General features: G+C 64.4%; 21 protein-coding genes. 17 read left to right on the forward strand and 4 right to left on the reverse strand.

Annotated elements, in window-relative coordinates; all coding sequences use genetic code 11:
- Positions 1 to 9 precede the first annotated feature (9 nt).
- The 12 genes from bamA (at position 10) to JHD82_RS01020 (ending at position 13,631) form a co-directional block, all read left to right on the forward strand.
- Entirely contained in the window at positions 10 to 2,307 is a 2,298-nt protein-coding gene (bamA, locus tag JHD82_RS00965; protein ID WP_012206739.1) for an outer membrane protein assembly factor BamA, read from the forward strand.
- On the forward strand, positions 2,307 to 2,816 hold the full coding sequence (locus tag JHD82_RS00970; protein WP_012206738.1) for an OmpH family outer membrane protein: 510 nt from the start codon (positions 2,307 to 2,309) through the stop codon (positions 2,814 to 2,816). Before bamA ends, JHD82_RS00970 begins: the two co-directional genes overlap by 1 nt.
- Before the next feature lie 23 nt (positions 2,817 to 2,839).
- The gene (gene lpxD / locus JHD82_RS00975) at positions 2,840 to 3,847 is read left to right on the forward strand and encodes a UDP-3-O-(3-hydroxymyristoyl)glucosamine N-acyltransferase (RefSeq protein ID WP_012206737.1); all 1,008 of its coding nucleotides are present in this window, start codon (positions 2,840 to 2,842) and stop codon (positions 3,845 to 3,847) included.
- Positions 3,844 to 4,284, forward strand: a complete 441-nt coding sequence (gene fabZ, locus JHD82_RS00980; protein WP_012206736.1) for a 3-hydroxyacyl-ACP dehydratase FabZ — start codon at positions 3,844 to 3,846, stop codon at positions 4,282 to 4,284. The genes lpxD and fabZ overlap by 4 nt, the downstream gene beginning before the upstream one ends.
- 7 nt (positions 4,285 to 4,291) lie before the next feature.
- Positions 4,292 to 5,089, forward strand: coding sequence for an acyl-ACP--UDP-N-acetylglucosamine O-acyltransferase (lpxA, locus tag JHD82_RS00985; protein ID WP_199135148.1), 798 nt, complete (start codon positions 4,292 to 4,294; stop codon positions 5,087 to 5,089).
- A gap of 21 nt (positions 5,090 to 5,110) precedes the next feature.
- Positions 5,111 to 6,301 carry a lipid-A-disaccharide synthase gene (lpxB, locus tag JHD82_RS00990; RefSeq protein ID WP_199135149.1) on the forward strand — a complete coding sequence of 397 codons (1,191 nt, stop codon included), beginning with the start codon at positions 5,111 to 5,113 and terminating at the stop codon, positions 6,299 to 6,301.
- Positions 6,264 to 6,971: a ribonuclease HII gene (rnhB, locus tag JHD82_RS00995; RefSeq protein ID WP_012206733.1), complete on the forward strand. Its 708-nt coding sequence runs from the start codon at positions 6,264 to 6,266 to the stop codon at positions 6,969 to 6,971. The genes lpxB and rnhB overlap by 38 nt, the downstream gene beginning before the upstream one ends.
- Positions 6,972 to 7,032: 61 nt before the next feature.
- Positions 7,033 to 7,824 (forward strand): RNA methyltransferase, encoded by a 792-nt coding sequence (locus tag JHD82_RS01000; RefSeq protein ID WP_199135150.1) that lies wholly within the window; start codon positions 7,033 to 7,035, stop codon positions 7,822 to 7,824.
- 174 nt (positions 7,825 to 7,998) lie between these two features.
- Positions 7,999 to 9,171, forward strand: a complete 1,173-nt coding sequence (gene carA / locus JHD82_RS01005; protein WP_016447475.1) for a glutamine-hydrolyzing carbamoyl-phosphate synthase small subunit — start codon at positions 7,999 to 8,001, stop codon at positions 9,169 to 9,171.
- The gene (gene carB, locus JHD82_RS01010) at positions 9,164 to 12,412 is read left to right on the forward strand and encodes a carbamoyl-phosphate synthase large subunit (RefSeq protein ID WP_034396158.1); all 3,249 of its coding nucleotides are present in this window, start codon (positions 9,164 to 9,166) and stop codon (positions 12,410 to 12,412) included. Before carA ends, carB begins: the two co-directional genes overlap by 8 nt.
- 254 nt (positions 12,413 to 12,666) lie before the next feature.
- Entirely contained in the window at positions 12,667 to 13,143 is a 477-nt protein-coding gene (greA, locus tag JHD82_RS01015; RefSeq protein ID WP_012206729.1) for a transcription elongation factor GreA, read from the forward strand.
- A gap of 44 nt (positions 13,144 to 13,187) precedes the next feature.
- On the forward strand, positions 13,188 to 13,631 hold the full coding sequence (locus JHD82_RS01020; RefSeq protein ID WP_199135151.1) for a DUF4149 domain-containing protein: 444 nt from the start codon (positions 13,188 to 13,190) through the stop codon (positions 13,629 to 13,631).
- 77 nt (positions 13,632 to 13,708) lie between these two features.
- Here JHD82_RS01020 and JHD82_RS01025 read toward each other — a convergent pair whose 3' ends face one another.
- Both JHD82_RS01025 and JHD82_RS01030 read right to left on the reverse strand, forming a co-directional pair.
- On the reverse strand, positions 13,709 to 14,503 hold the full coding sequence (locus JHD82_RS01025; RefSeq protein WP_180319075.1) for a glycosyltransferase: 795 nt from the start codon (positions 14,501 to 14,503) through the stop codon (positions 13,709 to 13,711).
- A gap of 13 nt (positions 14,504 to 14,516) precedes the next feature.
- Positions 14,517 to 14,990 (reverse strand): YhbY family RNA-binding protein, encoded by a 474-nt coding sequence (locus tag JHD82_RS01030; protein WP_013801462.1) that lies wholly within the window; start codon positions 14,988 to 14,990, stop codon positions 14,517 to 14,519.
- A gap of 31 nt (positions 14,991 to 15,021) precedes the next feature.
- Between JHD82_RS01030 and JHD82_RS01035 the strand changes: the two genes are divergently transcribed.
- The 4 genes from JHD82_RS01035 (at position 15,022) to glmM (ending at position 20,107) form a co-directional block, all read left to right on the forward strand.
- Entirely contained in the window at positions 15,022 to 15,675 is a 654-nt protein-coding gene (locus JHD82_RS01035) for an RlmE family RNA methyltransferase (protein ID WP_013801463.1), read from the forward strand.
- 170 nt (positions 15,676 to 15,845) lie between these two features.
- Positions 15,846 to 17,768, forward strand: coding sequence for an ATP-dependent zinc metalloprotease FtsH (ftsH, locus tag JHD82_RS01040; protein WP_012206724.1), 1,923 nt, complete (start codon positions 15,846 to 15,848; stop codon positions 17,766 to 17,768).
- 142 nt (positions 17,769 to 17,910) lie between these two features.
- The gene (gene folP, locus JHD82_RS01045) at positions 17,911 to 18,747 is read left to right on the forward strand and encodes a dihydropteroate synthase (protein WP_199135152.1); all 837 of its coding nucleotides are present in this window, start codon (positions 17,911 to 17,913) and stop codon (positions 18,745 to 18,747) included.
- A gap of 16 nt (positions 18,748 to 18,763) precedes the next feature.
- Positions 18,764 to 20,107, forward strand: a complete 1,344-nt coding sequence (glmM, locus tag JHD82_RS01050) for a phosphoglucosamine mutase (RefSeq protein WP_199135153.1) — start codon at positions 18,764 to 18,766, stop codon at positions 20,105 to 20,107.
- A 106-nt stretch (positions 20,108 to 20,213) separates the two neighbouring features.
- Here the strand turns inward: glmM and JHD82_RS01055 are convergent, their stop codons facing one another.
- Positions 20,214 to 22,067 carry an EAL domain-containing protein gene (locus JHD82_RS01055; RefSeq protein ID WP_034396146.1) on the reverse strand — a complete coding sequence of 618 codons (1,854 nt, stop codon included), beginning with the start codon at positions 22,065 to 22,067 and terminating at the stop codon, positions 20,214 to 20,216.
- Positions 22,068 to 22,185: 118 nt separating this feature from the next.
- On the reverse strand, positions 22,186 to 23,166 hold the full coding sequence (locus tag JHD82_RS01060; protein ID WP_199135154.1) for a Ppx/GppA family phosphatase: 981 nt from the start codon (positions 23,164 to 23,166) through the stop codon (positions 22,186 to 22,188).
- A 212-nt stretch (positions 23,167 to 23,378) separates the two neighbouring features.
- On the opposite strand from JHD82_RS01060, the gene ppk1 reads away from it, so the two are divergent.
- The gene (gene ppk1, locus JHD82_RS01065) at positions 23,379 to 25,832 is read left to right on the forward strand and encodes a polyphosphate kinase 1 (RefSeq protein WP_199135155.1); all 2,454 of its coding nucleotides are present in this window, start codon (positions 23,379 to 23,381) and stop codon (positions 25,830 to 25,832) included.
- Positions 25,833 to 25,842: the final 10 nt, after the last annotated feature.

The raw sequence follows: 25,842 nt of genomic DNA on the forward strand, positions 1-25,842 counted from the left end.
AATCCATTCATGACTAAACGTATCAATCGCCTGGGCGTGCGCGCTGCATCGACCCTGGCTGCCATGGTTTTGGCTGCCAATGCAGCCTGGGCGCTGGAGCCCTTCCGGGTACAGGACATCCGCATCGAAGGCCTGCAGCGCGTGGAGCCGGGCACGGTCTTCGCATCCATCCCGCTGCGCGTGGGCGACCAGTATGACGATGACAAGGGCGCAGCTGCGATCCGCTCGCTGTTCGCGCTGGGATTGTTCAAGGACATCCGCCTCGAAGCCAATGGCAACGTGCTCGTTGTCGTCGTCGAAGAACGACCGACCATCGCCGAGGTGAACTTCGCCGGCACCAAGGAGTTCGACAAGGAAACCCTGCAAAAGGCCATGCGCGATGTGGGCCTGGCAGAAGGTCGTCCCTTCGACAAGGCCCTGGCCGACCGTGCCGAGCAGGAACTCAAGCGCCAGTACATCAACCGCAGCCTTTATGGCGCGGAGGTCGTCACCACGGTCACGCCCATCGAGCGCAACCGCGTCAACCTGACCTTCACGGTGACCGAGGGCGATCCGGCCCGCATCAACGAGATCCACATCGTCGGCAACAAGGCCTTCAGCGAATCCACGCTCAAGGACCTGTTCGATCAGGACACCGGCAACTGGATGAGCTGGTACACCAAGTCGGACCGCTATGCGCGCAACAAGCTCAACGCCGACCTGGAAACGCTGCGCTCGTACTACCTGCAGCGTGGCTACCTGGAGTTCCGCGTGGACTCCACCCAGGTGGCCATCTCGCCCGACAAGCAGACCATCTCGCTGACCCTGAACATCCATGAAGGCGAGCGTTTCGTCGTCTCCGGCGTCAAGCTGGAGGGCAACTACCTCGACCGCGACGACGAGTTCAAGTCCCTGGTCAAGATCAAGCCGGGCGAGCCCTACAACGCCGACCAGGTCACGGCGACGACCAAGGCCTTCACCGAGTACTTCGGCAACTTCGGCTTTGCCTTTGCACGCGTCGAGGCCGTGCCGGACATCGACCGTGCGACCAACCGCGTGGCCTTGGTACTGCATGCCGAGCCGTCGCGCCGCGCCTATGTGCGCCGTATCAACGTCAGCGGCAACAATCGCACGCGTGACGAAGTGATCCGCCGCGAATTCCGCCAATACGAAGCTTCCTGGTATGACGGCGACAAGATCCGCCTGTCGCGCGACCGCGTGGACCGCCTGGGCTTCTTCACCGAAGTCAATGTCGAGACCCAGGAGGTGGCGGGCTCGCCTGACCAGGTGGATCTGGTCATCTCGGTGGCTGAAAAGCCCACGGGTTCGCTGCAACTGGGTGCGGGCTTCTCCAGTGCCGAAAAGGTTTCGCTGTCGTTCGGCATCAAGCAGGAAAACGTGTTCGGCTCGGGCAACTACCTGGGCGTGGACGTGAATACCAGCAAGTACCGTCGCACCATGGTGCTGTCCACCACGGACCCGTATTTCACGGACACCGGCATCTCGCGCACCTACGACCTGTACTACCGCACCGACCGTCCCTACTACGACGATGCGGCCTACAAGATCGTCACCTCGGGCGGCAGCGTTCGCTTTGGCGTGCCCTTCAGTGAGATTGACACCGTGTATTTCGGCGGTGGCGTGGAGCGCTCGGAAATCAAGCCCGGTACCTACCTGCCCCAGGCGTACAAGGACTATGCCGACAAGTACGGCTATGCCAACACCGGCATTCCGCTGACTCTGGGCTGGTCGCGTGACAGCCGTGACAGCGCGCTGGCGCCCAATTCGGGTCTCTACCAGCGCCTGAACACCGAATGGTCGGTGGGTGGCGAGGCCCGCTATGTGCGAGCCAACTACCAGATTCAGCAGTACATCCCGCTGAGCAAGAAGTACACGCTGGCCTTGAACGGTGAACTCGGTTATGGCAAGGGCCTCAATGGCCGTCCGTTCCCGTTGTTCAAGAACTTCTTCTCGGGTGGTCTGGGCTCGGTGCGTGGCTTCGAGCAGGGCTCGCTGGGTCCGCGCGACTCCGCAGAGAACATTGCCCTGGGCGGCTCCAAGAAGGTGACTTTGAACGCCGAGTTCATGGTTCCGTTCCCCGGAGCCGGCAATGACAGGACTTTGCGTCTTTTTACATTCCTCGATGTGGGTAATGTCTACGGCGCCAACCAGAACTTCGATCTCGGGGAGCTGCGTGCTTCCACGGGCCTTGGCATCAGCTGGATTTCCCCGCTGGGCCCCCTGCGTCTCGCCTTTGCTCAACCCATCCGCAAGCAGACCGGGGATAAAATCCAGCGACTGCAATTCCAAATCGGAACCTCTTTCTAATGAAATCTCTATCTAGCCATTTTTCCCTGGCTGTGCTGCTTGGCGCCATGGCTGTTTCTGCGCACGCTCAAGAGTTCAAGGCCGGCTTTGTGAACACGGACCGCATCTTCCGTGAAGCGTCGACTGCCAAGGCTGCGCAGTCCAAGCTGGAGCAGGAATTCTCCAAGCGTGAGAAGGAACTGGTCGACCAGGGCAATACGCTCAAGAGCGCTTCGGAGAAGTTCGAGCGTGAAGCGCCCACCATGGCCGAAAGCCAGCGCGTCTCCCGCCAGCGTCAGCTGGTGGACCAGGACCGCGAGTTCCAGCGCAAGCGCCGTGAGTTCCAGGAAGACCTGAACTCCCGCAAGAACGAGGAACTGGCCCAAGTGCTGGAGCGCGCCAACAAGGTGGTCAAGCAAGTTGCGGAAGCCGAGAAGTACGACGTCATCCTCCAGGAAGCCGTCTACATCAATCCCAAGTACGACATCACTGACAAAGTGATCAAGGCGCTGAACGGCGGCGGCAAGTAAGCCAGCGTCCAGGGCTGCATGCCGTGAGCGTATTGTTGGGTCAGATCCTCGATGCACTTGGTGGCGAACTGGTCGGTGGCGACAGGGAGATGCCCATCTCCCGCATCGCGCCGCTGGATTCCGCCGGGGCCGGGGATCTCAGTTTTCTGAGCAACCCCCGCTACCGCCAGCAACTGGCCGCCTCCGAGGCGGCCTGCGTTATTGTGGCGCCCGCCATGCGTGAGCTGGCGCAGCAGCGGGGTGCCTGCATCGTGGTCCCTGACCCGTATGCCTACTTCGCCAGGGCCACGCAGTGGTGGAAGCGGAACTGCAGGTCTGTGGCGCCGGCCGGTATTCATCCAAGCGCGGTGGTGCATGAGAGTGCCATCGTTGATGCCTCTGCCACGATCGGCCCGCTCTGCGTGGTTGAAGAGGGTGCCACCATCGGTGCCCACACCGTGCTCAAGTCGCGCGTCACCATTGGCGAGAACTGCCATGTGGGGGCGCGCTGTCTGCTGCATTCCGGCGTGGTGCTGGGAGCGGACGGCTTCGGGTTTGCGCCCGAGAACGGAGCATGGGTGAAGATCGAGCAGCTCGGTGGCGTGCGGATCGGCGACGATGTGGAAATCGGCGCCAATACCTGCATAGACCGCGGAGCGCTGGACGACACGGTGATCGAGGACGGGGTCAAGCTCGACAACCTGATCCAGATCGGTCACAACGTGCACGTCGGCAAGCATACGGCCATGGCCGGTTGCGTGGGGGTGGCCGGCAGCGCGCGCATTGGCGCGCATTGCACCGTGGGAGGCGGCGCCATCGTGCTGGGCCATCTGCAGCTGGCCGACAGGGTGCATATTTCGGCAGCGACGGTAGTGACCCGTTCGCTGACACAATCAGGTGTTTACACGGGCATGTTTCCCGTGGATGAAAACGCCAAATGGGAAAAAAATGCTGCGACGCTGAAGCAGCTGCACTCCATGCGCGATCGCATCAAGGCCCTGGAGCGGCAACTGCAGCAATCGGCGGATCAAGGCCATAACGGAACGCAATGATGGATATTCACGCAATTCTCAAGCAACTGCCCCACCGCTACCCCTTCCTGCTGGTGGACAAGGTCACGGAGCTTGAGCGCAATACACGCATCAAGGCGATCAAGAACGTCACGTTCAACGAGCCCTATTTCATGGGCCATTTCCCAGGCCGTCCCGTCATGCCGGGCGTGCTCATCCTGGAGGCGCTGGCGCAGGCTGCCGGCCTGCTGGCCTTCGATGCCATGGGCCAGGTTCCCGACGAAAACAACATCTACTACTTCGTGGGCATCGACGGTGCGCGCTTCAAGCGCCCCGTGGAGCCGGGCGACCAGTTGGTGCTGGAGATCACCATCGACCGCGTTCGCGGCGGCATCTGGAAGTTCAAGGGCGTGGCCCGCGTCGAGGACGAAGTGGCTTGCGAAGCCGAGCTGATGTGCACCATGCGCAACGTGGGCTGACGGGCGCATGGCTGGCATTGAACGCATCCATCCCACGGCACTGATAGATTCCGCTGCACAGCTGGATTCATCGGTGTCGGTCGGCCCCTATGCCGTCATCGGGCCGCATGTGGAAATCGGCGCCGGCACCACGATTGGCGCGCATTGCGTTGTCGAAGGCCATACCCGCATTGGTTGCGACAACCGGATTTTCCAGTTCGCGTCCCTGGGCGCGCAGCCTCAGGACAAGAAGTACGCAGGCGAGCCCACGCGGCTTGTCATCGGTGACCGCAACACGGTGCGCGAGTTCTGTACCTTCAACACCGGCACCGTGCAGGACCAGGGTGTCACGGCCATCGGCGACGACAACTGGATCATGGCCTATGTGCATGTGGCCCACGACTGCGTCGTGGGCAGCCACACCATCCTGGCCAACAATGCCACCCTGGCCGGCCACGTGCATGTGGGCGACCATGTGATCCTAGGCGGCCTGACGGGCGTGCACCAGTTCACCAAGGTGGGCGCCCATGCCATGGCGGGCTTTGCCAGCCATATCTCGCAGGATGTGCCGCCCTTCATGATGGTTGATGGCAATCCCCTGGCCGTGCGTGGCTTCAATATCGAAGGCCTGCGCCGGCGCGGATTCGGGCCGCAGCGTATCCAGGCCATCAAGCAGATGCACCGTCTGCTGTATCGCCAGGGGCTGACCCTGGAGGCCGCGCGCGACGCCATTGGAGCGCTGGCTGGCGAGCAGCCCGAGGCCGCTGCCGATGTATCGCTGATGCTGGATTTTCTGGCCGCTTCGACCCGGGGCATTGCGCGCTGATCCGGCGCGCGAAAGGACGGCATGACAGAGAACGCGGCGCCATTGGCGCGCCTGAGTCCATCGATTGCCATGGTCGCCGGGGAAACCTCAGGCGACCTGCTGGCGTCCTTGCTCCTGGGTGGGCTGCAGGCCCGCTGGCCCGAGGCTTCGGCCTTTGGCATCGGCGGGCCCCAAATGCAGCAGCGCGGTTTTGAGGCATGGTGGTCCTGCGAGCGGCTGGCCGTGCATGGCTACAGCTGGGAAGTGTTTCGCCGGCTGGCCGAGATTCTGAACATCCGCCGGCAGTTGCGCCAGCGCCTGCTCAAGCAGCCGCCAGCCGTTTTTGTCGGCATCGATGCGCCCGACTTCAACCTGGGCCTGGAGGCCGATCTGCGGGCTGCGGGCATCAAGACCGTGCATTTCGTCTGCCCCTCGATCTGGGCCTGGCGTGCCGATCGCGTCGAGAAAATCCGGCGTGCGGCCGACCATGTGCTGTGCATCTTTCCCTTCGAGCCCGAGTTGCTGGCCCGTCACGGCATAGATGCCACCTACGTGGGCCATCCCCTGGCCAGCGTGATTCCGCTGCAGCCCGACCGTGCCGCCGCGCGCCGTCGGCTGGGTCTGCCGGAAGATGGTCTGGTGCTGGCCGTGCTGCCCGGCAGCCGACGCTCCGAAATCCGCTATCTTGCAGCCCGTTTCTTTCAGGCTGCAGCTTTGGTCCGGAAGGCGCTGCCAGCTATTAAAATAGTAGTGCCTGCCGTGCCTTCGCAACTGGACGAGTTGCGGCGCATTGCCCAGGAGTCCGGCATGGCCTCGTCGCTGCACATCGTGCGCGGCCAGTCCCATGATGCATTGGCAGCCTGCGACGTGACGTTGATCGCCAGCGGCACGGCTACGCTGGAAGCCGCGTTGTACAAGCGTCCCATGGTGATTGGCTACAACATGCACCCCTGGAGCTGGCGCCTGATGCGTGGCAAGCAGTTGCAGCCCTGGGTGGGCCTGCCCAACATCCTGTGCGGCGATTTCGTCGTGCCCGAGCTGATCCAGGATGCGGCAACGCCCCAGGCGCTGAGCGCGGCTGTGCTGCAATGGCTGCAGGCGTGCGAACATTCCCCTTCAACCGTCGAGGCGCTGGTACAGCGCTTCACAGCGCTGCACCATGAATTGCGGCGCGATACTGCCGAACTGGCCGCCCATGCGATCGAGAAAATCATTGCCCCCACTGCCGCCTGAACAGGCGTGCCTGCCCTGGCATCCGCCGGGGTTGGTTGCGGGCGTGGACGAAGCGGGCCGCGGCCCGTTGGCCGGCCCTGTCGTGGCCGCTGCTGTCATTCTTGACGATCTCAATCCCATCGAGGGCCTGAACGATTCCAAGAAGCTCACGGCTGCGCGCCGCGAGGCACTCTATGACGAGATCCGTGCCAAGGCGCTGTGCTGCAGCATTGCCGAGGCCTCGGTCGAAGAGATTGATCGCCTGAACATCCTGCAGGCCACGCTGCTGGCCATGCGCCGCGCGGTGCTGGGCCTGCGCCTGAAGCCGGTGCTCGTGCTGGTGGATGGCAACCAGCTGCCCGTGCTGGATGTGCAGGCCGAGGCCATCGTCAAGGGGGACTCGCTGGTGCAGGCCATCTCGGCCGCCTCCATTCTGGCCAAGGTCACGCGTGACCGCTGGTGCGAACGGCTGCATGAGCAATATCCGGAATACGGCTTCGACGGCCACAAGGGCTACGGCACGGCGGCCCACCTTGCGGCGCTGCGCCTGCACGGTGCCTGCGAGGAGCACCGGCGAACCTTCGCGCCGGTGGCCCATGTCGTGAGCATTGCCCGCATGGCCGAGCCTCTGGCCGCTGCCCGCGTGGCAGCTGCGGCGCAGGGCGCGCAAGCCTTGCTGCTGTCGGCCTGAGCGCCTTGCCGTTTCTTTCTGCGCCCGTGGCGCGCTGTTCCCTTTGCCCGAAAGCCTCACCATGAGCCGACAACCCGCCGCCACATTGATCCAGTCCCGTGACAACGTCCTGGTCAAGGATTTGCGCAGGCTTGTCCAGGACAGTGGGGCCTACCGCAAGCAAGCGCGCGTCTGGCTGGAGGGAGACCATCTGTGCCGTGCCGCGCTGGCGCGTGGCATGCAGCCCTCCGTGGCCGTGGTGGCTGAATCCTTCTGGCCGCTGGTGCCGCTGGAATGGTTGCAGGGCGCGGGCAAGTGCGTGGTGCTGGCGGATGCCCTGTTTGCCGAAGTCAGCGGCCTGGAGTCCCCGGCGCGCATCGGTTTTCTGATGGACTGGCAGGCATCGGCGGTCATCCGTGCCGGCGTGGCCACGGTGGTGTTGGATCGCGTGCAGGACGCAGGCAACGTGGGCTCCATCCTGCGCAGTGCCGCTGCCTTCGGTTTCAGCCAGATCGTGGCCCTGAAGGGCACGGCTGCGCTGTGGAGCCAGAAGGTGCTGCGCGCCGGCATGGGGGCGCATTTCGGTCTGCAACTGGTCGAGTCGGCCTCGCCCGAAGACCTGGATGCGCTTGGCTTGCCCCTGATCGTGACCAGTTCCCATCAGGGCGAACTGATCCAAAATGCCGCGCTGCCCTGGCCTTGTGCCTGGGCCATGGGCCATGAAGGGCAGGGCGTTGGCGAGGCGCTGATGCAGCGGGCAGCGCAGCATGTGCGCATCGGCCAGCCGGGCGGTGAGGAGTCGCTGAACGTGGCTGCTGCAGCGGCGATATGCCTGCACGCAAGCAGCGTGAGTGCCGGCTCACGTCAAGGGTAATCCCGCCTCCTGTCAGGAGGCTGAAGCACGACCAGCCTATAATGGGCGGCTTTCAAGCATTCCACACTACGCCTAGCGACGCTTCCTCGCCACCCCCTGCAGACAAGCTATAACCCGCCCGGATCCGTCCGTGCGGCACGCTGGGCGTAACCGTAATTAGAACCGGAGAACCCAGTGCTTTTGTCTCTCAAGGGAGCATTCCCATCCGCCATCCTGGCGCTCGCAGACGGCACGGTCTTTGTTGGCAACTCGATCGGTGCGCAAGGCACCACGGTTGGTGAAGTCGTTTTCAACACGGCAATCACCGGCTACCAGGAAATCCTCACCGACCCCAGCTACTGCCAGCAGATCGTGACGCTCACGTATCCGCACATCGGCAACTACGGCGTCAACGCAGAGGATGTCGAGGCTGGCAAGGTCCATGCGGCGGGCCTGATCATCAAGAACCTTCCGCTGCTGGCCAGCAACTTCCGCAAGTCCGAGACCCTGCCCGACTACCTCACGCGCAGCGGCACGGTGGCGATTGCCAACATCGACACGCGCAAGCTCACACGGCTGCTGCGCGACAAGGGCGCACAAAACGGCGCCATCGTCGGTTTGGCCGCTGGCGAAGAAGTGACCCAGGCGCGCATCGACGAGGCACTGGCTGCGGCCAAGGCGGCCCCCAGCATGAAGGGCCTGGATCTGGCCCAGGTGGTGAGCGCCGCCCAACAGTACGAATGGACGGAAACCGAGTGGAAGCTGGGCGAAGGCTACGGCCAGCAGCAGGCCCCGCGTTTCCATGTGGTGGCCTATGACTTCGGCGTGAAGTTCAACATCCTGCGCATGCTGGCCGAGCGCGGCTGCAAGCTGACCGTGGTGCCGGCCAAGACGCCCGCCAAGGATGTGCTGGCACTCAACCCCGACGGCGTTTTCCTGTCCAACGGCCCTGGTGACCCGGAGCCCTGCGACTACGCCATTGCCGCCACCAAGGAGCTGGTGGAGTCCGGCAAGCCCGTCTTCGGCATCTGCCTGGGTCACCAGATCATGGCCCTGGCCGCCGGCGCCAAGACCTTCAAGATGGCCAACAGCCACCACGGCGCCAACCATCCCGTCAAGGACCTGGACAACGGCCGGGTCAGCATCACCAGCCAGAACCACGGTTTTGCCGTGGAGATGGAGTCCCTGCCCGACACGCTGCGCGCCACGCACATCAGCCTGTTCGACGGCACGCTGCAAGGCCTTGAGCACAAGGACAAGCCTGCGTTCTGCTTCCAGGGCCACCCCGAGGCTTCGCCCGGCCCGCACGATATCGCCTACCTGTTTGACCGCTTCACGGCGCTGATGGAGAAACACAAAAATGCCTAAGCGCACCGACCTCAAAAGCATTCTGATCATTGGCGCCGGTCCCATCGTCATCGGCCAGGCCTGCGAGTTTGACTACTCCGGCGTGCAGGCCTGCAAGGCGTTGCGCGAAGAGGGCTACAAGGTCATCCTGATCAACAGCAACCCTGCCACGATCATGACCGACCCGGCCACGGCCGACGTCACCTACATCGAGCCCATCACCTGGCAGACGGTCGAGAAGATCATCGCCAAGGAGCGTCCCGACGCCATCCTGCCGACCATGGGCGGCCAGACCGCGCTGAACTGCGCGCTGGACCTGTGGCGCAACGGCGTGCTGCACAAGTACAAGGTCGAGCTGATCGGCGCAACTCCCGAGGCCATCGACAAGGCCGAGGACCGCCTCAAGTTCAAGGATGCGATGACGCGCATCGGCCTGGGTTCGGCGCGCTCGGGCATCGCCCATTCGATGGACGAAGCCTGGGCCGTGCAAAAGGAAATGGGCTTTCCCACCGTCATCCGCCCCAGCTTCACGCTGGGCGGCACGGGCGGCGGCATTGCCTACAACCCCGAAGAGTTCGAGACCATCTGCAAGCGCGGCCTGGAAGCGTCCCCGACCAATGAGCTGCTGATCGAGGAATCGCTGCTCGGCTGGAAGGAGTACGAAATGGAAGTCGTCCGCGACAAGGCGGACAACTGCATCATCATCTGCTCCATCGAGAACCTGGACCCCATGGGCGTGCACACCGGCGACTCGATCACCGTGGCACCCGCGCAGACGCTGACCGACAAGGAATACCAGATCATGCGCAACGCCTCGCTGGCGGTGCTGCGCGAGATCGGTGTGGACACGGGCGGCTCCAACGTGCAGTTCTCGGTGAATCCGAAGGACGGCCGCATGATCGTCATCGAGATGAACCCGCGCGTGTCGCGTTCCTCGGCGCTGGCCTCCAAGGCCACGGGCTTCCCCATCGCCAAGGTCGCTGCCAAGCTGGCCGTGGGCTACACGCTGGACGAACTCAAGAACGACATCACGGGCGGCAAGACGCCTGCGTCGTTCGAGCCCTCGATCGACTACGTGGTCACCAAGATCCCGCGTTTCGCGTTCGAGAAGTTCCCCGCTGCCGACAACCGCCTGACCACGCAGATGAAGTCCGTGGGCGAGGTCATGGCCATTGGCCGTACCTTCCAGGAGTCCTTCCAGAAGGCGCTGCGCGGCCTGGAAGTCGGCGTGGACGGCATGAACGAAAAGACCCAGGACCGCGAAATCCTCGAAAAGGAACTCGGCGAGCCAGGTCCGGACCGCATCTGGTATGTGGGCGATGCCTTCGCTGCCGGCTGGACGCTGGACGAGGTGCACAACATCACCAAGATCGACAAGTGGTTCCTCGTGCAGATCGAAGAGATCGTGAAGATCGAACTCGAGCTGGACCAGGTCTACGAGGAAAAGGGCGATGCCGCGCTGGCCGCACTGGACGCCACCACGCTGCGCACGCTCAAGCAAAAGGGCTTCTCCGACCGTCGCCTGGCCAAGCTGCTGCACAGCAATGAAAAGGCCGTGCGCGAGGCCCGCAAGGCACTGGGCGTGCGCCCCGTGTTCAAGCGTGTGGACACCTGCGCTGCCGAGTTCGCCACCGACACGGCCTACATGTACTCCACCTATGACGAGGAGTGCGAAGCCGAGCCGACGAACAAGAAAAAGATCATGGTGCTGGGCGGTGGCCCGAACCGCATCGGCCAGGGCATCGAGTTCGACTACTGCTGCGTGCATGCTGCGCTCGCCATGCGCGAGGACGGCTATGAAACCATCATGGTCAACTGCAACCCCGAGACCGTGTCCACCGACTACGACACGTCGGACCGCCTGTACTTCGAGCCGCTGACGCTGGAAGACGTGCTCGAAGTCGTGGCTGTCGAAAAGCCTGTTGGCGTCATCGTGCAGTACGGCGGCCAGACGCCCCTGAAGCTCGCCCTGGGTCTTGAAAAGGAAGGCGTGCCCATCATCGGCACCACGCCCGACATGATCGACGCGGCCGAAGACCGCGAGCGCTTCCAGAAGCTGCTGCATGAGCTGGGCCTGCGCCAGCCGCCCAATGCCACGGCCCGTACCGAGCCCGAAGCGCTGGAAAAGGCGGCCGGCCTGGGCTACCCCCTGGTCGTGCGTCCCAGCTACGTGCTGGGTGGCCGTGCCATGGAAATCGTGCACGAGCAGCGCGACCTGGAGCGCTACATGCGCGAAGCCGTCAAGGTCAGCAACGACTCGCCCGTGCTGCTGGACCACTTCCTGTCCAACGCCATCGAGTGCGATGTGGACTGCGTGCGCGACCGCGAAGGCGCCGTCTTCATCGGCGGCGTGATGGAGCACATCGAGCAGGCTGGCGTGCATTCGGGCGATTCCGCCTGCTCGCTGCCGCCTTACTACCTCAAGCCCGAGACCGTGGCCGAGATCAAGCGCCAGACTGCCGCCATGGCCAACGCGCTGAGCGTGGTCGGCCTGATGAACGTGCAGTTCGCCATCAAGGAAACGGCCGACGGCGACGTGATCTACGTGCTGGAAGTCAACCCGCGCGCCTCGCGCACCGTGCCCTTCGTCTCCAAGGCGACCGGCATCCAGCTGGCCAAGGTGGCTGCACGCTGCATGGCCGGCGACACGCTGGCCCAGCAGGGCATCACCAAGGAAGTCACGCCGCCGTACTTCAGCGTCAAGGAAGCCGTCTTCCCGTTCGTGAAGTTCCCTGGCGTGGACACCATCCTCGGCCCAGAGATGAAGTCCACTGGCGAAGTCATGGGCGTGGGCAAGACCTTTGGCGAAGCCTTCGTCAAGAGCCAACTGGGCGCCGGCGTCACGCTGCCGACCCAGGGCAAGGTTTTCCTGACCGTGAAGAACGCCGACAAGCCGCGTGCCGTGGCCGTGGCCAAGGAACTGGCAGCGATGGGCTTCGTGCTGTGCGCCACGCGCGGCACGGCAGCGGCCATCTCCGAGGCCGGCATCGAGGTGCAGCTCGTCAACAAGGTGACCGAGGGCCGCCCCCACATCGTGGACATGATCAAGAACGGCGAGATCGCCATGGTCATCAACACGGTGGAGGAGCGCCGCAACGCCATCGCCGACTCGCGTGCCATCCGTACCAGCGCCCTGCTGGCGCGTGTGACCACCTTCACGACCATCTTCGGTGCAGAAGCTGCCGTCGAAGGCATGAAGTCCATGGGCAACATGGACGTGCACTCGGTCCAGGAATTGCACGCCCAACTGCAGGCTGCCTGAGATCCTTCCATTGCCGCTGCGCCTGTTTTTTGATGGCGCGCAGCGAGCGGCACTGTCCGACAGTGCCGCCGGGTTATCCCACCATTTCGGGTGGGTAAACACGGCATAATGGAACGAATCATTCGATGAAACCGCCGCGCGGCAACGTGCGGCGGTTTGCTTTTGGGGTGCAGGTCCAGCCGCAAAGTCGCCGGCCCGCCTGTACCAAAGAAACCGCGCAGCGCGCGGCGTTCGCTGAACATGGAGACTTTTCAATGGCCACCATTCCCATCACCAAGCGCGGAGCCGAGAAGCTCAAGGACGAACTGCACCGCCTGAAAACCGTGGAGCGTCCCTCCATCATCCAGGCCATCGCCGAGGCACGTGCTCAGGGCGACCTGAGCGAAAACGCCGAATACGAGGCCGCCAAGGACCGCCAGGGCTTCATCGAAGGCCGCATTGCCGAGGTCGAGAGCAAGCTGTCGGCTGCCCAGATCATCGATCCCTCTTCCGTGGATGCCGGTGGCCGCGTGGTCTTCGGTGCAACGGTGGAGCTCGAGGATGAAGACAGCGGCGACACGGTCAAGTACCAGATCGTCGGCGAGGACGAGGCCGACCTCAAGCTGGGCCTGATCAACGTCTCCAGCCCCATCGCGCGCGCGCTGATCGGCAAGGAAGAGGGCGATACCGCCGTCGTGCAGGCACCGGGCGGCGAGCGCCGCTATGAAGTGGTGTCGGTGCGCTACCTCTGATGCGTCAGCGCCTGTGCCTCGATCATTGAGGAAGGCCTAAGCCCATGAGCAACCTGTACGAACGCGTTCCCCTGCTGGCTGCTGCCCTGTGGTGGGGCAGTCTGTCGGCCATCGGCTTCATGGCCGTGCCCATGCTGTTCGCCCAATTGCCCACGCCGGCTGTCGCGGGCTTCATGGCAGCCAAGCTGTTTGCCGCGCAGACCTGGGTGTCCATCGCCTGCGCGGCCGTGCTGCTGGTCCTGTCCCGGCGCAACAAGGAGCAGGTCTTGCAGCCCTGGGCCAAGGCCTGTCTGGGCTTTGTGATCGCAGGCATGCTGCTGGCATTTCTGGTCCAGTACGGCGTGTCGCCGCGCATCGTGGCACGCGACAACCTCAAGCTGTGGCACAGCGTGGGCACGGTGATGTATGCGCTGCAGTGGCTGTGTGCGCTCGTCGTGCTGTGGCGCATAGGCAGTCCGTCTCAAGTGAAAGCCGAGGCCACGGCCTGAGCCCGGTCCTGCCGGTTCGGCACCATCCCAAACGAAAACGCCCGCAAGCGCGGGCGTTTTTTTGTGGGTCGAGCTGCTCACTCGTGCCAGTGCTCGGCCACCCAGGTGGCAGGCCGGATATAGCGAAAGCGCCGATTGCGCCGGCCGGCCAACGCGTCAGGCGGGTTGCATTCTCCGTGGAAGATCACCACGCGTGCACCCTCCGGCACGAAGGGCGGCTTCCAATAGTTTGTCGGCCATGCGGGAATGCAGTGGTACTTGAAGCTGGGGCACCAGGCCTGCGGCCAGTACTTGAGCTTGCCCTGCTTGTGCAGCATGTCGGACAGGTAGGCCTGTTCGTTACGGAAGCTGCTGCGGATCTCTTCGAAATGCGTGCGGAAGTAGTCCAGTACCTCGGGGTGGGCACCCAGCTCGAAGCGGTACACCGAGGAATTGCCCGTGATGCGCCAGGGACGCTTGTAGTCGTGGATGATCAGGAATTCGCCGGGCTCGGTGAAAAAATCGTCCAGCGGCCCGGTGATGACCACGTCCACGTCAAGAAACAGCGCCGTGCCGCGCAGGCCATGCAGGTCGGCACTGAAGGTGGCCAGCTTGTTCCAGCCGCGCTCGGGAATGCCGGCTGGCAGGTTCAGCGGCGGAATGGGCAGGCATTCGACTTCGTCACGAATCCCCACGCCGTCATCGGTCAGGCAGACAAGGCGAAAATCGCCCTTCAGATGCCGACGCACCATGGCGTAGAGCCTGTTGACATACTCCGGACCGTACTTCTTGCCCCACTTCATGCAGATCACGAAGCGCTGCTGCGCAGAGGGGGAGGCGGAGGGCGGTTGCGCGGCCTGGGCCACGCTGGCGGCATGGGATGCTACGGTCATGGATGCGGCGGACTCAGTCTGCCTGGCGCTTCTTGACCGACTTCTGCTTGGGCTTGGCGCGCTTGACCTGGCCACCTGCCGTCAGGCGCTGGTTGCCCAGCACGCGGATCTGCTTGACCTCGGGCTTTTGGCCGGAGCGCTTGCTGAACTTGAGCAGCTTGACATCGCGAGGACCGGGCATGCGGTTCTCGTCGACGGCTTTTTCCTTTTCTGGCATGGGGCGCCAGAGCACCAGCAGCTTGCCGATGTGTTGAATGGGTGCAGCGCCAAGTTCGTCGCACAGCTGCAGATACATCTGCTCGCGTGCGGCGCGGTCGTCGTTGAAGACACGGACCTTGATCAGGCCATGTGCGTTAAGGCCGGCGTTGACCTCCTTTTGCACGGCAGCCGTCAGGCCGTCACCTCCGATGAGGACCACGGGGTCCAGGTGGTGTGCGTTGGCGCGGTGTTCCCGGCGCTCGGCGGGAGTCAATTGAATTTGGGGCATGGCCGTATTATCGAGGCTGAAAGAATCCAGCATGAAAGTCAACACAAAAAGCAAGAAGGTCAACAAGGCTTGGCTCAACAGCCACGTCAACGATCCTTACGTCAAAGCCGCCCAGAAGGACGGCTACCGCGCTCGCGCGGCCTACAAACTCAAGGAGATAGACGAGCAGCTCAAGCTCATCCGGCCGGGTGCCACGGTGGTGGATCTGGGCTCTACGCCAGGGGCGTGGAGCCAGTATGTGCGCCGCTGCCTGTCGCCGGAAGGCGCGGCGGTGGGCGCGCTCAATGGCCGGATCATCTCGCTGGATCTGCTGCCCATGGAGCCCATCGAGGGCGTGCAGTTCATTCTGGGCGATTTTCGCGAGGAGCCGGTGCTGGCGCAGCTGCAGGAAGCGCTGGGCGGCGGCAAGGCCGATGTGGTGGTCTCCGACATGGCTCCCAACCTGTCGGGCAACGGTACGACGGATGCGGCGCGCATTGCGCTGCTGGTGGAGCTGGCGGTTGATTTTTCCATCCACCATATGAAACCTGAAGGGGCCTTGGTCGTGAAACTCTTCCACGGCGGGGCCTACGACGACCTGGTGGCGCTGTTCCGGCAGACCTTCAAGGTGGTCAAGCCGATCAAGCCCAAGTCCTCGCGTGACAAGTCTTCAGAGACGTTTCTGGTGGGCATGGGGCTCAGGTAGCCCTGCACAGCCGCCCGGCGCGGCCCTGACGCGGGTCAAGACCGCATTCAAGCTATGGCTGCTATAGAGGGATATAGGCGACCAGCCAGCTTGAAACACCTAAAATGAACCGCAAATACGCTTCGAGCACGCTGGAAGTCGTTTTATCTGTATCCCCATTGGAGCCCCGCTTGAACAATCAGTGGTTTTCAAAAATTGCCGTCTGGCTGGTCATCGCCATGGTGCTGTTTACGGTGTTCAAACAATTTGACACCCGTGGCGGCGCTGGCGCGTCCCATGTCGGTTACTCCGAGTTCCTGGAAGAGGTGCGAAGCAACCGCATCAAGAGCGCCACCATCCAGGAAAGCCCCGGCGGCACCGAGATCGTGGCTACGACCAACGATGACCGCAAGGTGCGCACTACAGCCACCTACCTGGATCGCGGGCTCGTGGGTGACCTGATCAACAACAACGTCAAGTTCGACGTCAAGCCCCGCGAAGAAGGCTCGGTCCTGATGACCCTGCTCGTCAGCTGGGGCCCCATGCTGCTGTTGATCGGCGTGTGGGTGTACTTCATGCGCCAGATGCAAGGCGGCGGCAAGGGCGGTGCTTTCAGCTTCGGCAAGAGCAAGGCGCGCATGCTGGACGAGAACAACAACACCGTGACCTTTGCCGACGTTGCAGGCTGCGACGAAGCCAAGGAAGAGGTCAAGGAAGTCGTGGACTTCCTGAAGGACCCCAACAAATTCCAGAAGCTCGGCGGCCGCATTCCGCGTGGCCTGCTGCTGGTCGGGCCTCCGGGTACCGGCAAGACGCTGCTGGCCAAGTCCATTGCGGGCGAGGCCAAGGTCCCGTTCTTCAGCATCTCGGGCTCCGACTTCGTGGAAATGTTCGTGGGCGTGGGCGCTGCCCGTGTGCGCGACATGTTCGAGAACGCCAAGAAGAATGCACCCTGCATCATCTTCATCGATGAAATCGACGCCGTGGGCCGCCAGCGGGGCGCAGGCCTGGGCGGTGGCAACGATGAGCGTGAACAGACCCTGAACCAGATGCTGGTCGAGATGGACGGCTTCGAGACCAACCTCGGCGTTATCGTCGTGGCTGCAACCAACCGTCCCGACATCCTGGATGCGGCGCTGCTGCGCCCCGGCCGTTTCGACCGCCAGGTGTATGTGACGCTGCCCGACATCCGCGGCCGCGAGCAGATCCTCAATGTGCATATGCGCAAGATTCCTGTCGGCCAGGACGTGAATCCGGGCGTGATCGCCCGCGGCACGCCCGGTATGTCGGGCGCCGATCTAGCCAACCTTTGCAACGAAGCAGCCCTGATGGCCGCGCGCCGCAATGCGCGTACCGTGGAGATGCAGGATTTCGAGAAGGCCAAGGACAAGATCATCATGGGCCCCGAGCGCAAGAGCATGGTCATGCCCGAGGAAGAGCGCCGCAACACGGCCTACCACGAGGCGGGCCATGCGCTGATCGGCAAGCTCCTGCCCAAGTGCGATCCCGTGCACAAGGTCACCATCATCCCGCGCGGCCGTGCGCTGGGCGTGACCATGAGCCTGCCCGAAAAGGACCGCTACTCCTATGACAAGGAGTTCATGCTCAACCAGATCGCCATGCTGTTCGGTGGACGCATTGCCGAAGAAGTGTTCATGAACCAGATGACCACGGGCGCGAGCAACGACTTCGAGCGGGCCACGCAGATCGCACGCGACATGGTCACGCGCTACGGCATGACCGACGCGCTGGGTCCCATGGTCTATGCGGAGCAGGAAGGCGAGCCTTTCCTGGGCCGCTCGATGAGCAAGACCAACAGCATGAGCGAGCAGACGATGCAGAAGGTGGACCAGGAGGTTCGCCGCATCATCGACGAGCAGTACGGACTGGCGCGCAAGCTGATCGAGGACAACTCCGACAAGATGCACGCCATGGCCAAGGCCATGCTCGACTGGGAAACCATCGACGCCGAGCAACTCGATGACATCATGGCCGGCCGCGAGCCGCGTCCTCCCAAGGACTGGGTGCCGCGCAACCCGCCTTCGTCCGGCGGCGGCAACTCGTCCGGCGGCACGCCGGCAGTGGATGCCGACCCTGCGCCTACCACGGCTTGATCTGCTTGCCGCAGAATCTGTCAATCCCATGCAAAGGGCCCCGAGGGGCCCTTTTGCTTTGCTTGCAGGATGTGCTCAATCGCCCGCAGCGGTGGCCGAGCGAGGGACCAGGTCCGGCAAGCGCCTACCTTCAGGAAACCCCATGCCGCATCAATGGCAGACTTCTCGCTTTGTTCTAGACCTTCAGCGTCCACTGGTCATGGGCATCGTCAATGTGACGCCCGATTCGTTTTCCGACGGCGGGCGGCACAACACGGTGGAGCGGGCCTTGCGGCATGCAGAGCAGCTGGTCGGTGAAGGCGCGCACATCCTCGACATCGGCGGCGAGTCCACCAGGCCCGGGTCACCAGCCGTGCCGCTGGACGAGGAATTGCGGCGCGTGCTGCCCGTGGTGCAGGGCGCGGTGCAACTGGGCGTGCCTGTCTCCGTCGATACCTACAAGCCCGAGGTCATGCAGGCCGTGCTGGATCTGGGGGCCGACATCGTCAACGACATCTGGGCGCTGCGCCAGCCGGACGCGCAGCAGGTGGTGGCCGCGCACCCGCGCTGCGGCATCTGTCTCATGCACATGCATGGCACGCCGCAGGACATGCAGACCACGCCCATGCAAGGCGATGCCTTGCCCGCCGTGCGCGATTTCCTGCAGTTGCACAGCGATGCCCTGCTGGCTCGGGGCGTGGCGCGCGAGCGCATTGTCTGGGACTACGGCATCGGCTTCGGCAAAAGCGTGGCACAGAATTTTTCGCTGCTTGCGCGCCAGCAGGAATTGCTGGGCCTAGACTTTCCGCTGCTGGCGGGCTGGTCGCGCAAGGGCTCGCTTGGGCAGGTCAGTGGCCTTGCGCAGGGCCAGCGCATGGTGCCCAGTGTGGCGGCGGCTCTGCTGGCGGTGGAGCGGGGCGCGCGCGTGGTGCGCGTGCACGACGTGGCCGATACGGTGGCGGCATTGACGGTCTGGCAGACCATGCACGACAACAACTGAACAACAAAGGAGCACTATGGCACGCACATATTTTGGTACCGATGGAATTCGCGGCCTGGTGGGCCGATCGCCCATCACCCCCGACTTCGCGCTGCGCCTGGCGCACGCCGTGGGCCGTGTGCTGCGGCGCAAGGAAGCCCGCCCGATGGTGCTGATCGGCAAGGACACCCGGATCTCGGGCTACATGCTGGAAAGTGCCCTGGAGTCCGGTTTCAACTCGGCCGGCGTGGACGTGATGCTGCTCGGTCCCCTGCCCACCCCGGGCGTGGCCTACCTGACGCGCGCCCAGCGCGCCAGCCTGGGCGTGGTCATCAGCGCCAGCCACAACCCTTACTACGACAACGGCATCAAGTTCTTCAGTGCACAGGGCACCAAGCTGCCCGATGCCTGGGAGGAAGAAGTCGAGCAGGCGCTGGCCGAGGAGCCTGTCTGGGCCGACTCCGCTGCGCTGGGCAAGGCGCGGCGCCTTGAGGACGCGGCGGGCCGCTACATCGAATTTTGCAAGAGCACCTTTGACCACGCGCTCACGCTCAAGGGCGTGAAGATCGTCGTCGATGCGGCCCATGGCGCGGCCTACCAGATCGCCCCCAAGGTCTTCCATGAACTGGGGGCCGATGTGGTGGCCATTGGCTGTGCACCCGATGGACTGAACATCAACGAAGACGTGGGTGCCACGCACCCCGAGGCCCTGGTGCTGGCCGTGCGTGCCAACAAGGCCGATTTCGGCGTGGCGCTGGATGGCGATGCCGACCGGCTGCTGCTGGTCGATGCCGCAGGGCGGCTCTACAACGGCGACGAGCTGCTGTATCTGCTGGCAGCCGACCGGCTGGCGCGCGGCGAGGCCGTGCCGGGCGCCGTGGGCACGCTGATGACCAATATGGCCGTGGAGGTGGCGCTGAAGTCCCAGGGCGTGGGCTTTGTGCGTGCCAAGGTCGGCGACCGCTATGTGCTGGAGGAGCTGCACCGCCAGGGCTGGACCCTGGGCGGTGAGGGCTCGGGCCATTTGTTGGCGCTGGACAAGCACACCACGGGCGACGGCCTGGTCAGCGCGCTGCAGGTGCTGCAGGCCTGCGTGCGCTCGGGCAAGAGCCTGTCGCAGTGGCTGTCGTCAGTGCAGCTGTTTCCCCAGGTGCTGCTCAACGTGCGGCTGCAGCCGGGCCAGGACTGGAAGCGCAACACCCAGTTGGAAGAGGCCACCGAGGCCGTCAAGGCCGAGCTGGGCGATACGGGCCGTGTGCTCATCCGCGCCAGCGGCACCGAGCCTTTGCTGCGCGTGATGGTGGAGGCGCGCGATGGCGATCAGGCCAGCCGCTGTGCCGAGCGCCTGGCCAGCGTGGCCAAGAATTCGCCGGTTGCCTGAGCGGCTGCGCGCTCCTGTGCATGGAAGGCCGAGGCTTCATGCCTCGGCTTTTTTGTCTGGATTCCGGTGCACGAGGTGATGCGATGCGCGCGGTGATGCGGCCCGGTCAGCCCTGGCTGCGCAAGAAGGACTCCAGCGCCTCTGGTGCCAGCGGGCGGCTGAAATGGTAGCCCTGGGCCTCATCGCAGCCTTGCTCGCGCAGGAACTCCAGCTGTGCCTCGGTCTCCACGCCCTCGGCCGTGGTCTGCATGCCCAGGGCCTGGGCCATGCGGATGATGGCGCTGACAATGGCGCGGTCGTTGCTGTCGTGGTCCAGGTCCTGGATGAAGGACTGGTCGATCTTGAGCTTGTAGATCTGAAAGCGCTTGAGCTGGCTCAGGGATGAATAGCCGGTGCCGAAGTCATCCATGGCCAGGCGCACGCCGTGCTCGCGCAGCCGGTCCATGGTGGCTGTCGCCTGGCGCGGATCATGGATGGCCACGCCCTCGGTCAGCTCCAGCTCCAGAGAATCGGCCGGCAGGTCGCTGTCGAGCAGGATGCGGTTGATGATCTCGGGCAGTTGCTGCTGATGGAACTGGATGGCCGAGAGATTCACGGCCACCTTCAGGTCGCACAGGCCCGCATTGCGCCAGACCTGCAACTGCTGCATGGCGCTGCGCAGCACCCATTCGCCGATCTGCAGGATCTGGCCGCTGTCCTCGGCCACGGGAATGAACTCGGCCGGTGAGACCGAGCCCAGTTCCGGGTGCTCCCAGCGCAGCAGCGCCTCCACGCTGCGCACGCGGCCCGTGCTCAGCGTGATCTGCGGCTGATAGTGCAGATACAGCTGATTGCGCTCCAGCGCCCGGCGCAGCGCGTTCTCCAGCTGCAGGGCGCGCAGGGACTGGGCCTGCATCTGCGGCGTGAAGAAGCGGTAGGTGTTGCGGCCGGCCTGCTTGGCGTGGTACATGGCCGCGTCGGCGGCCTGGGTCAGCGAGTCGATGTCGTGGCCGTCGCGCGGGTACAGCGCAATGCCCATGGACGGCGCAATGGTCAGCTCATGGCGGTCGATCTGGTAGGCCTGGCGCGACGCCTCCTGCAGCTTGCCGGCCACGCGGGCCGCGCCCTGGGCATTGGCGCCGGGCAGCAGCAGCACGAATTCGTCGCCGCCGATGCGGGCCACCGTATCGCGGTCGCGCACGACGGCACGCAGGCGGCGGGCAATCTCCACCAGCAGGGCATCGCCCACGCGATGGCCCAGCGAATCATTGACATGCTTGAAGTGGTCCAGGTCCAGGAACATCACGGCCAGCGGCGTGTCGTTGGCCTTGGCCAGCTCGATGGCGCGGGCACTGCGCTCGGCCAGCAGCGTGCGGTTGGGCAGGCCGGTGAGCGCGTCGTAGTGCGCCATCCAGTAGATGCGTTCCTGGTCCAGCTTGCGGTCGGCAATCTCCCGGTGCAGGTTCTCCACCGTGGCGCTGAGTTCGCGTGTGCGGTCGCGCACCTGCTGCTCCAGCAGTTCGTGGGCCTGGCTCAGGGCCTGCTGGGCACGCAGGCGGTCGTCGATATCGCTCACGATCCAGATCGATCCCTCGCGCGCATCGCCCGGATTGATGAGCCGCCCCGTGAGCTCTCCCCAGAACAGGCTGCCGTCCTTGCGGCGCAGGCGGCGCTGCGTGCGAAAGGACAGGCCGGCGCTCAGCGTGCGGTAGGCCTCGCGTCCCAGGCTGCGCAGCTCATCGCGGCTGGGATGCAGATGTTCGCTGTTGATGCCCACCAGCGCATGCTCGCCCGCGTAGCCGAAGATGTCTGCGTAGCACTGGTTGCAGCGGACGATGACGCGTTGGCGAATGAAGACGATGCCGACGCCGGCATTGTCGAGCAGGGCCTGCTGCTCGCGCAGGCTGCGTTGCAGGGACGCCGCCATCATCGAAGACGGACGTTCGAGTACAGGGTCGTACGCAATCGTCGGCGCGGACATGGCGAAACGGTGGGGCGGTTATGGAGGGAGGGTGGGAAGCTTACAAAGTGTAGCACTTGTGTGAAAAACACTCCATCGGCCTTCCCTGACGCAAGCAGGCCTGCGCCGTCATGGGACGTCATGGGCCGGGTGCCACTTGCCTGCGCCTGTGTTTTCCGGAGGCTTCGGCATCCAGCCGATCAGCCAGCTCATACAGCACGCCATGCCGCAGGGCGCCATGCGTCACGCGCATGCGCTCGATGCCCAGGCTGGAGAAGATCGCCCGCATCACGCTCATGCCGCCGCCGATCATGGGACGCAGTTCTTCCTTGAGCCCGTCCATGTTCACGCGGCTGACATGCCCTGCACGCAGCAACTGCGCCTGCAGCCAGTCCAGTCCCTGCCGCGTGATCCAGCCGGCCGTGCCATTAGGTGCATGGGCCAGCACCTTGACGATGGCACCGGCCGTGCCCGAGGACCCATAGGCATGGCTCCACTGCCCGGCGGCAAACCGCGCGGCTTCGGGCGCAATGATGTCGGCCACCGCCGCTTCGGCCTGGGACAGTGCCTTGGCCGACAGCTCTCCATCGGGAAAGTGGCGCAATGCCCAGGTCACGCTGCCGAAGGCGAAGGAGCGTGCCTGCAGCACCTGCCGCTGCTGGCCAAGGCACAGCTCGGTCGATCGGCCACCGATGTCCACCACCAGCCGCCGCTGGGGACCGGGTGGGAGCAACTGGGCGACGCCGCGATAGATCAGGCGTGCTTCTTCCTCGCCGTCGATGACTTCGATGGAGCAGCCCAGGATGCGCTGGCCCTCGTCCAGGAAGACCTGTCGGTTCGATGCCTCTCTCAGCGTCTGCGTGGCCACGGCACGAACGCGGTGGCGGGGCAGGTCGCCCAGCACCTGCGCATAGCGCTCCAGGCAGGCCCAGCCACGCTGCATGGCCTCCAGGCTCAGGGCTCCCTGTGCGTCCAGGGCGCTGCCCAGGCGTATGGCTTCCTTGCGGTGGCTGAACAGCTGTACCTTTGCGCCGTCGCTGCGGGCCATGGCCAGCAGGCAGCTGTTGGAGCCAATGTCGATGGCGGCCAGGCGGCTTTCGGGGGGATTGGAAGAGGGCATGCGCGAAAGGCGGACGACGACACGGCTGCGGCAGGTTTGCAGCAGCCAACGCCATCCAGGGGGATGGCAGTGAGCTTAGCACCCTGGCGATACAGCGTGGCCCTCGTGGCTGCGTGTCCTGGTCATGACCTTTGCATGACAGCGCCAGCGCAGCCATTCCTTGCCGGGAGTCGCTTGTATGACAGGTGTCATGCGTGGACTGGATTTATGTCATGAACATGTCACAAACCCGGGGCAGACTGCCCGAATCCCCGGTCCACGGGGTGACTACCGGGTCCTGCACAGGCCGGGCCCCTGCATCCATGCCCCAGACATTCACGCCGATTCCCGCCAGCGCCTCTGCCGCGCCTGCCGAACCAGAACATGAACAGGGGCTGCGCACCACCATGCCCGCAGGGCCGGCCTCGCTGGGCATGGCCCGCGAGACAGCGCCCATACCCGTCTCTGCACCCTTGAATGTCCCGATGATGCCCCTGGCCAAAAGCCTTTCCACCGCCCTGCTGGAATTGCAGGGCCAGGCGATGCCGGCGTCTGCCCCGGTCTCTGCTGCGGGGCTGGCCGCTGCGGCATACACTGGCCTGTACGCCACAGCCGAAAGCGGTGAAGTGCAACAGCAACAGCAGCAACAACAGTTTCTGGACCGCGACCATTGCATCCTGGCGTTCAACGAACGCGTGCTGGACTGGGCCGTGCGCGAGGATGTGCCGCTGCTGGAGCGGCTGCGCTACCTGTGCATCGTCTCTTCCAATCTCGACGAATGGTTCGAGGTGCGCTGCGCCCCCCATGTGACGGCGGCCAAGGCCGGCGACGCCAAGGGCCTGTATACGCTGCAGAGCTTTCGCTCGCTCATGGACAAGGCGCATGAGCTGGTATTGCGCCAGTACACGCTGTACAACCAATCGCTGATTCCTGCCTTTGCGGGGCAGGGCATACGCGTGGTCTCCCATGGCGAGCGCAGCAGCGCCCAGCGCAAATGGGTGCGCGAATACTTTCTGCGCGAAGTCCAGCCCCTGCTCATGCCGGTGGGCCTGGACCCATCCCATCCATTTCCCCAGGTGGCCAACAAGGCGCTGAACTTCATCGTGCGCCTCAAGGGTGTCGATGCCTTCGGCCGCGCCAACGAGGTGGCCATCGTCAAGGTCCCGCGCGCCTTGCCTCGCCTGGTGCGCCTGCCGGAGAAGATCGCGGGCAAGCAGCGCCTGTTCGTGAGCATCTCCAGCATCGTGCGCGCCCATCTGGTCGAGCTGTTCCCGGGGCGTGAGGTGGCGGAGTTCGCGCAATTCCGCGTCACCCGCCATTCGGACCTAGCGGTGGATGAGGACGATGTCAGCGACCTGCGCATGGCGCTGCGCCAGGGCCTGCACCACCGCCACTACGGCCAGGCCGTGCGGCTGGAGGTGTCCTTTGCCTGCTCGCCCATGTTGTCCGACCTGCTGCTGGGCCAGTTCGGCCTGCCGACCGAGGCATTGTTCCGCGTCAAGGGGCCCGTGAACCTGGTGCGCCAGTCGCAGCTGGTCGATCTGGTCGATGACCCCGCGCTGCTGTTCCCGCCGTGGCGGCCGGCATGGCCGCGCCAGCTGCAGCCGGGCCGCTCGGTGATGGCCCAGATCCGCAAGCGTGATGTGCTGATCCACCAGCCTTTCGAGAGCTTCGACGGCGTGCTGGAGCTGCTGCGCGAGGCCGTCAACGACCCCGAGGTGCTGGCCATCAAGCAGACCATCTACCGCACCGGGTCCGACTCCGAAATCATGCAGCTGCTGGCCGAGGCCGTGCGCCGCGGCAAGGAGGTGCTGGCCGTGCTGGAGCTCAAGGCCCGCTTTGACGAAGAGGCCAACATCAACTCCGCCGAGAAGCTGGAGGCGCTGGGCGCCCAGGTGGTCTACGGCGTGCTGGGCCTGAAGACGCACGCCAAGATGCTGCTGATCACGCGCCGCGAAAAGCGCAGCGGGCAGCTCAAGCGCTATGGACACCTGTCCACCGGCAATTACAACGTGCGCACGGCGCGCCTGTACACGGACATCAGCCAGCTGACCTGCGATTCGCAGATCACGGCCGACATGGATGCCGTATTCAGCCACCTGTCCAGCCACAACCGCCTGCCCAAGCTGCACCAGCTGGTGATTGCGCCGTTCCAGCTGCACGACCGCATGCTGGCGCTGATCAACCAGGTGGGCGAGGCGGCGCAGCGCGGCGAAGAGGCGCGCATCGTGCTCAAGATGAATGCGCTGACCGACGAGCTGCTCATGCAGGCCCTGGTGCGTGCCGGCCAGCAGGGCGCGCGCATCGATCTCATCGTGCGCAGTGCCTGCATGCTGCCGCCGCAGCGCAAGGGCTGGACCGACAACATCCGCGTGCGCTCCATCATCGGCCGTTTCCTGGAGCACTCGCGCGTCTTCTACTTTGCTTGGGGCAAGCAGGAGGAACTGCTGCTGTCCAGCGCCGACTGGATGAACCGCAACATGATGCGCCGGGTGGAACTGGCCTGGCCCGTGCGCGACCCCGTGCTGCGCCAGCAGGTGATAGACGAATGCCTGGTCGCTGGCCTGTATGACAACCGCGATGCCTGGACCCTGGAGGCCAATGGTGCCTACCAGCGTGCACCCTATCCGACCACGGGCCTGGGTGCGCAGCGCGCCTTGATGGAGCGCTACGGGCCCCAGGTCTGAGCTGCGTCAC

It is taken from the genome of Delftia sp. ASV31 (assembly GCF_016428765.1).
In the GTDB taxonomy this organism is placed as follows: Bacteria; Pseudomonadota; Gammaproteobacteria; order Burkholderiales; family Burkholderiaceae_C; genus Comamonas; species Comamonas acidovorans.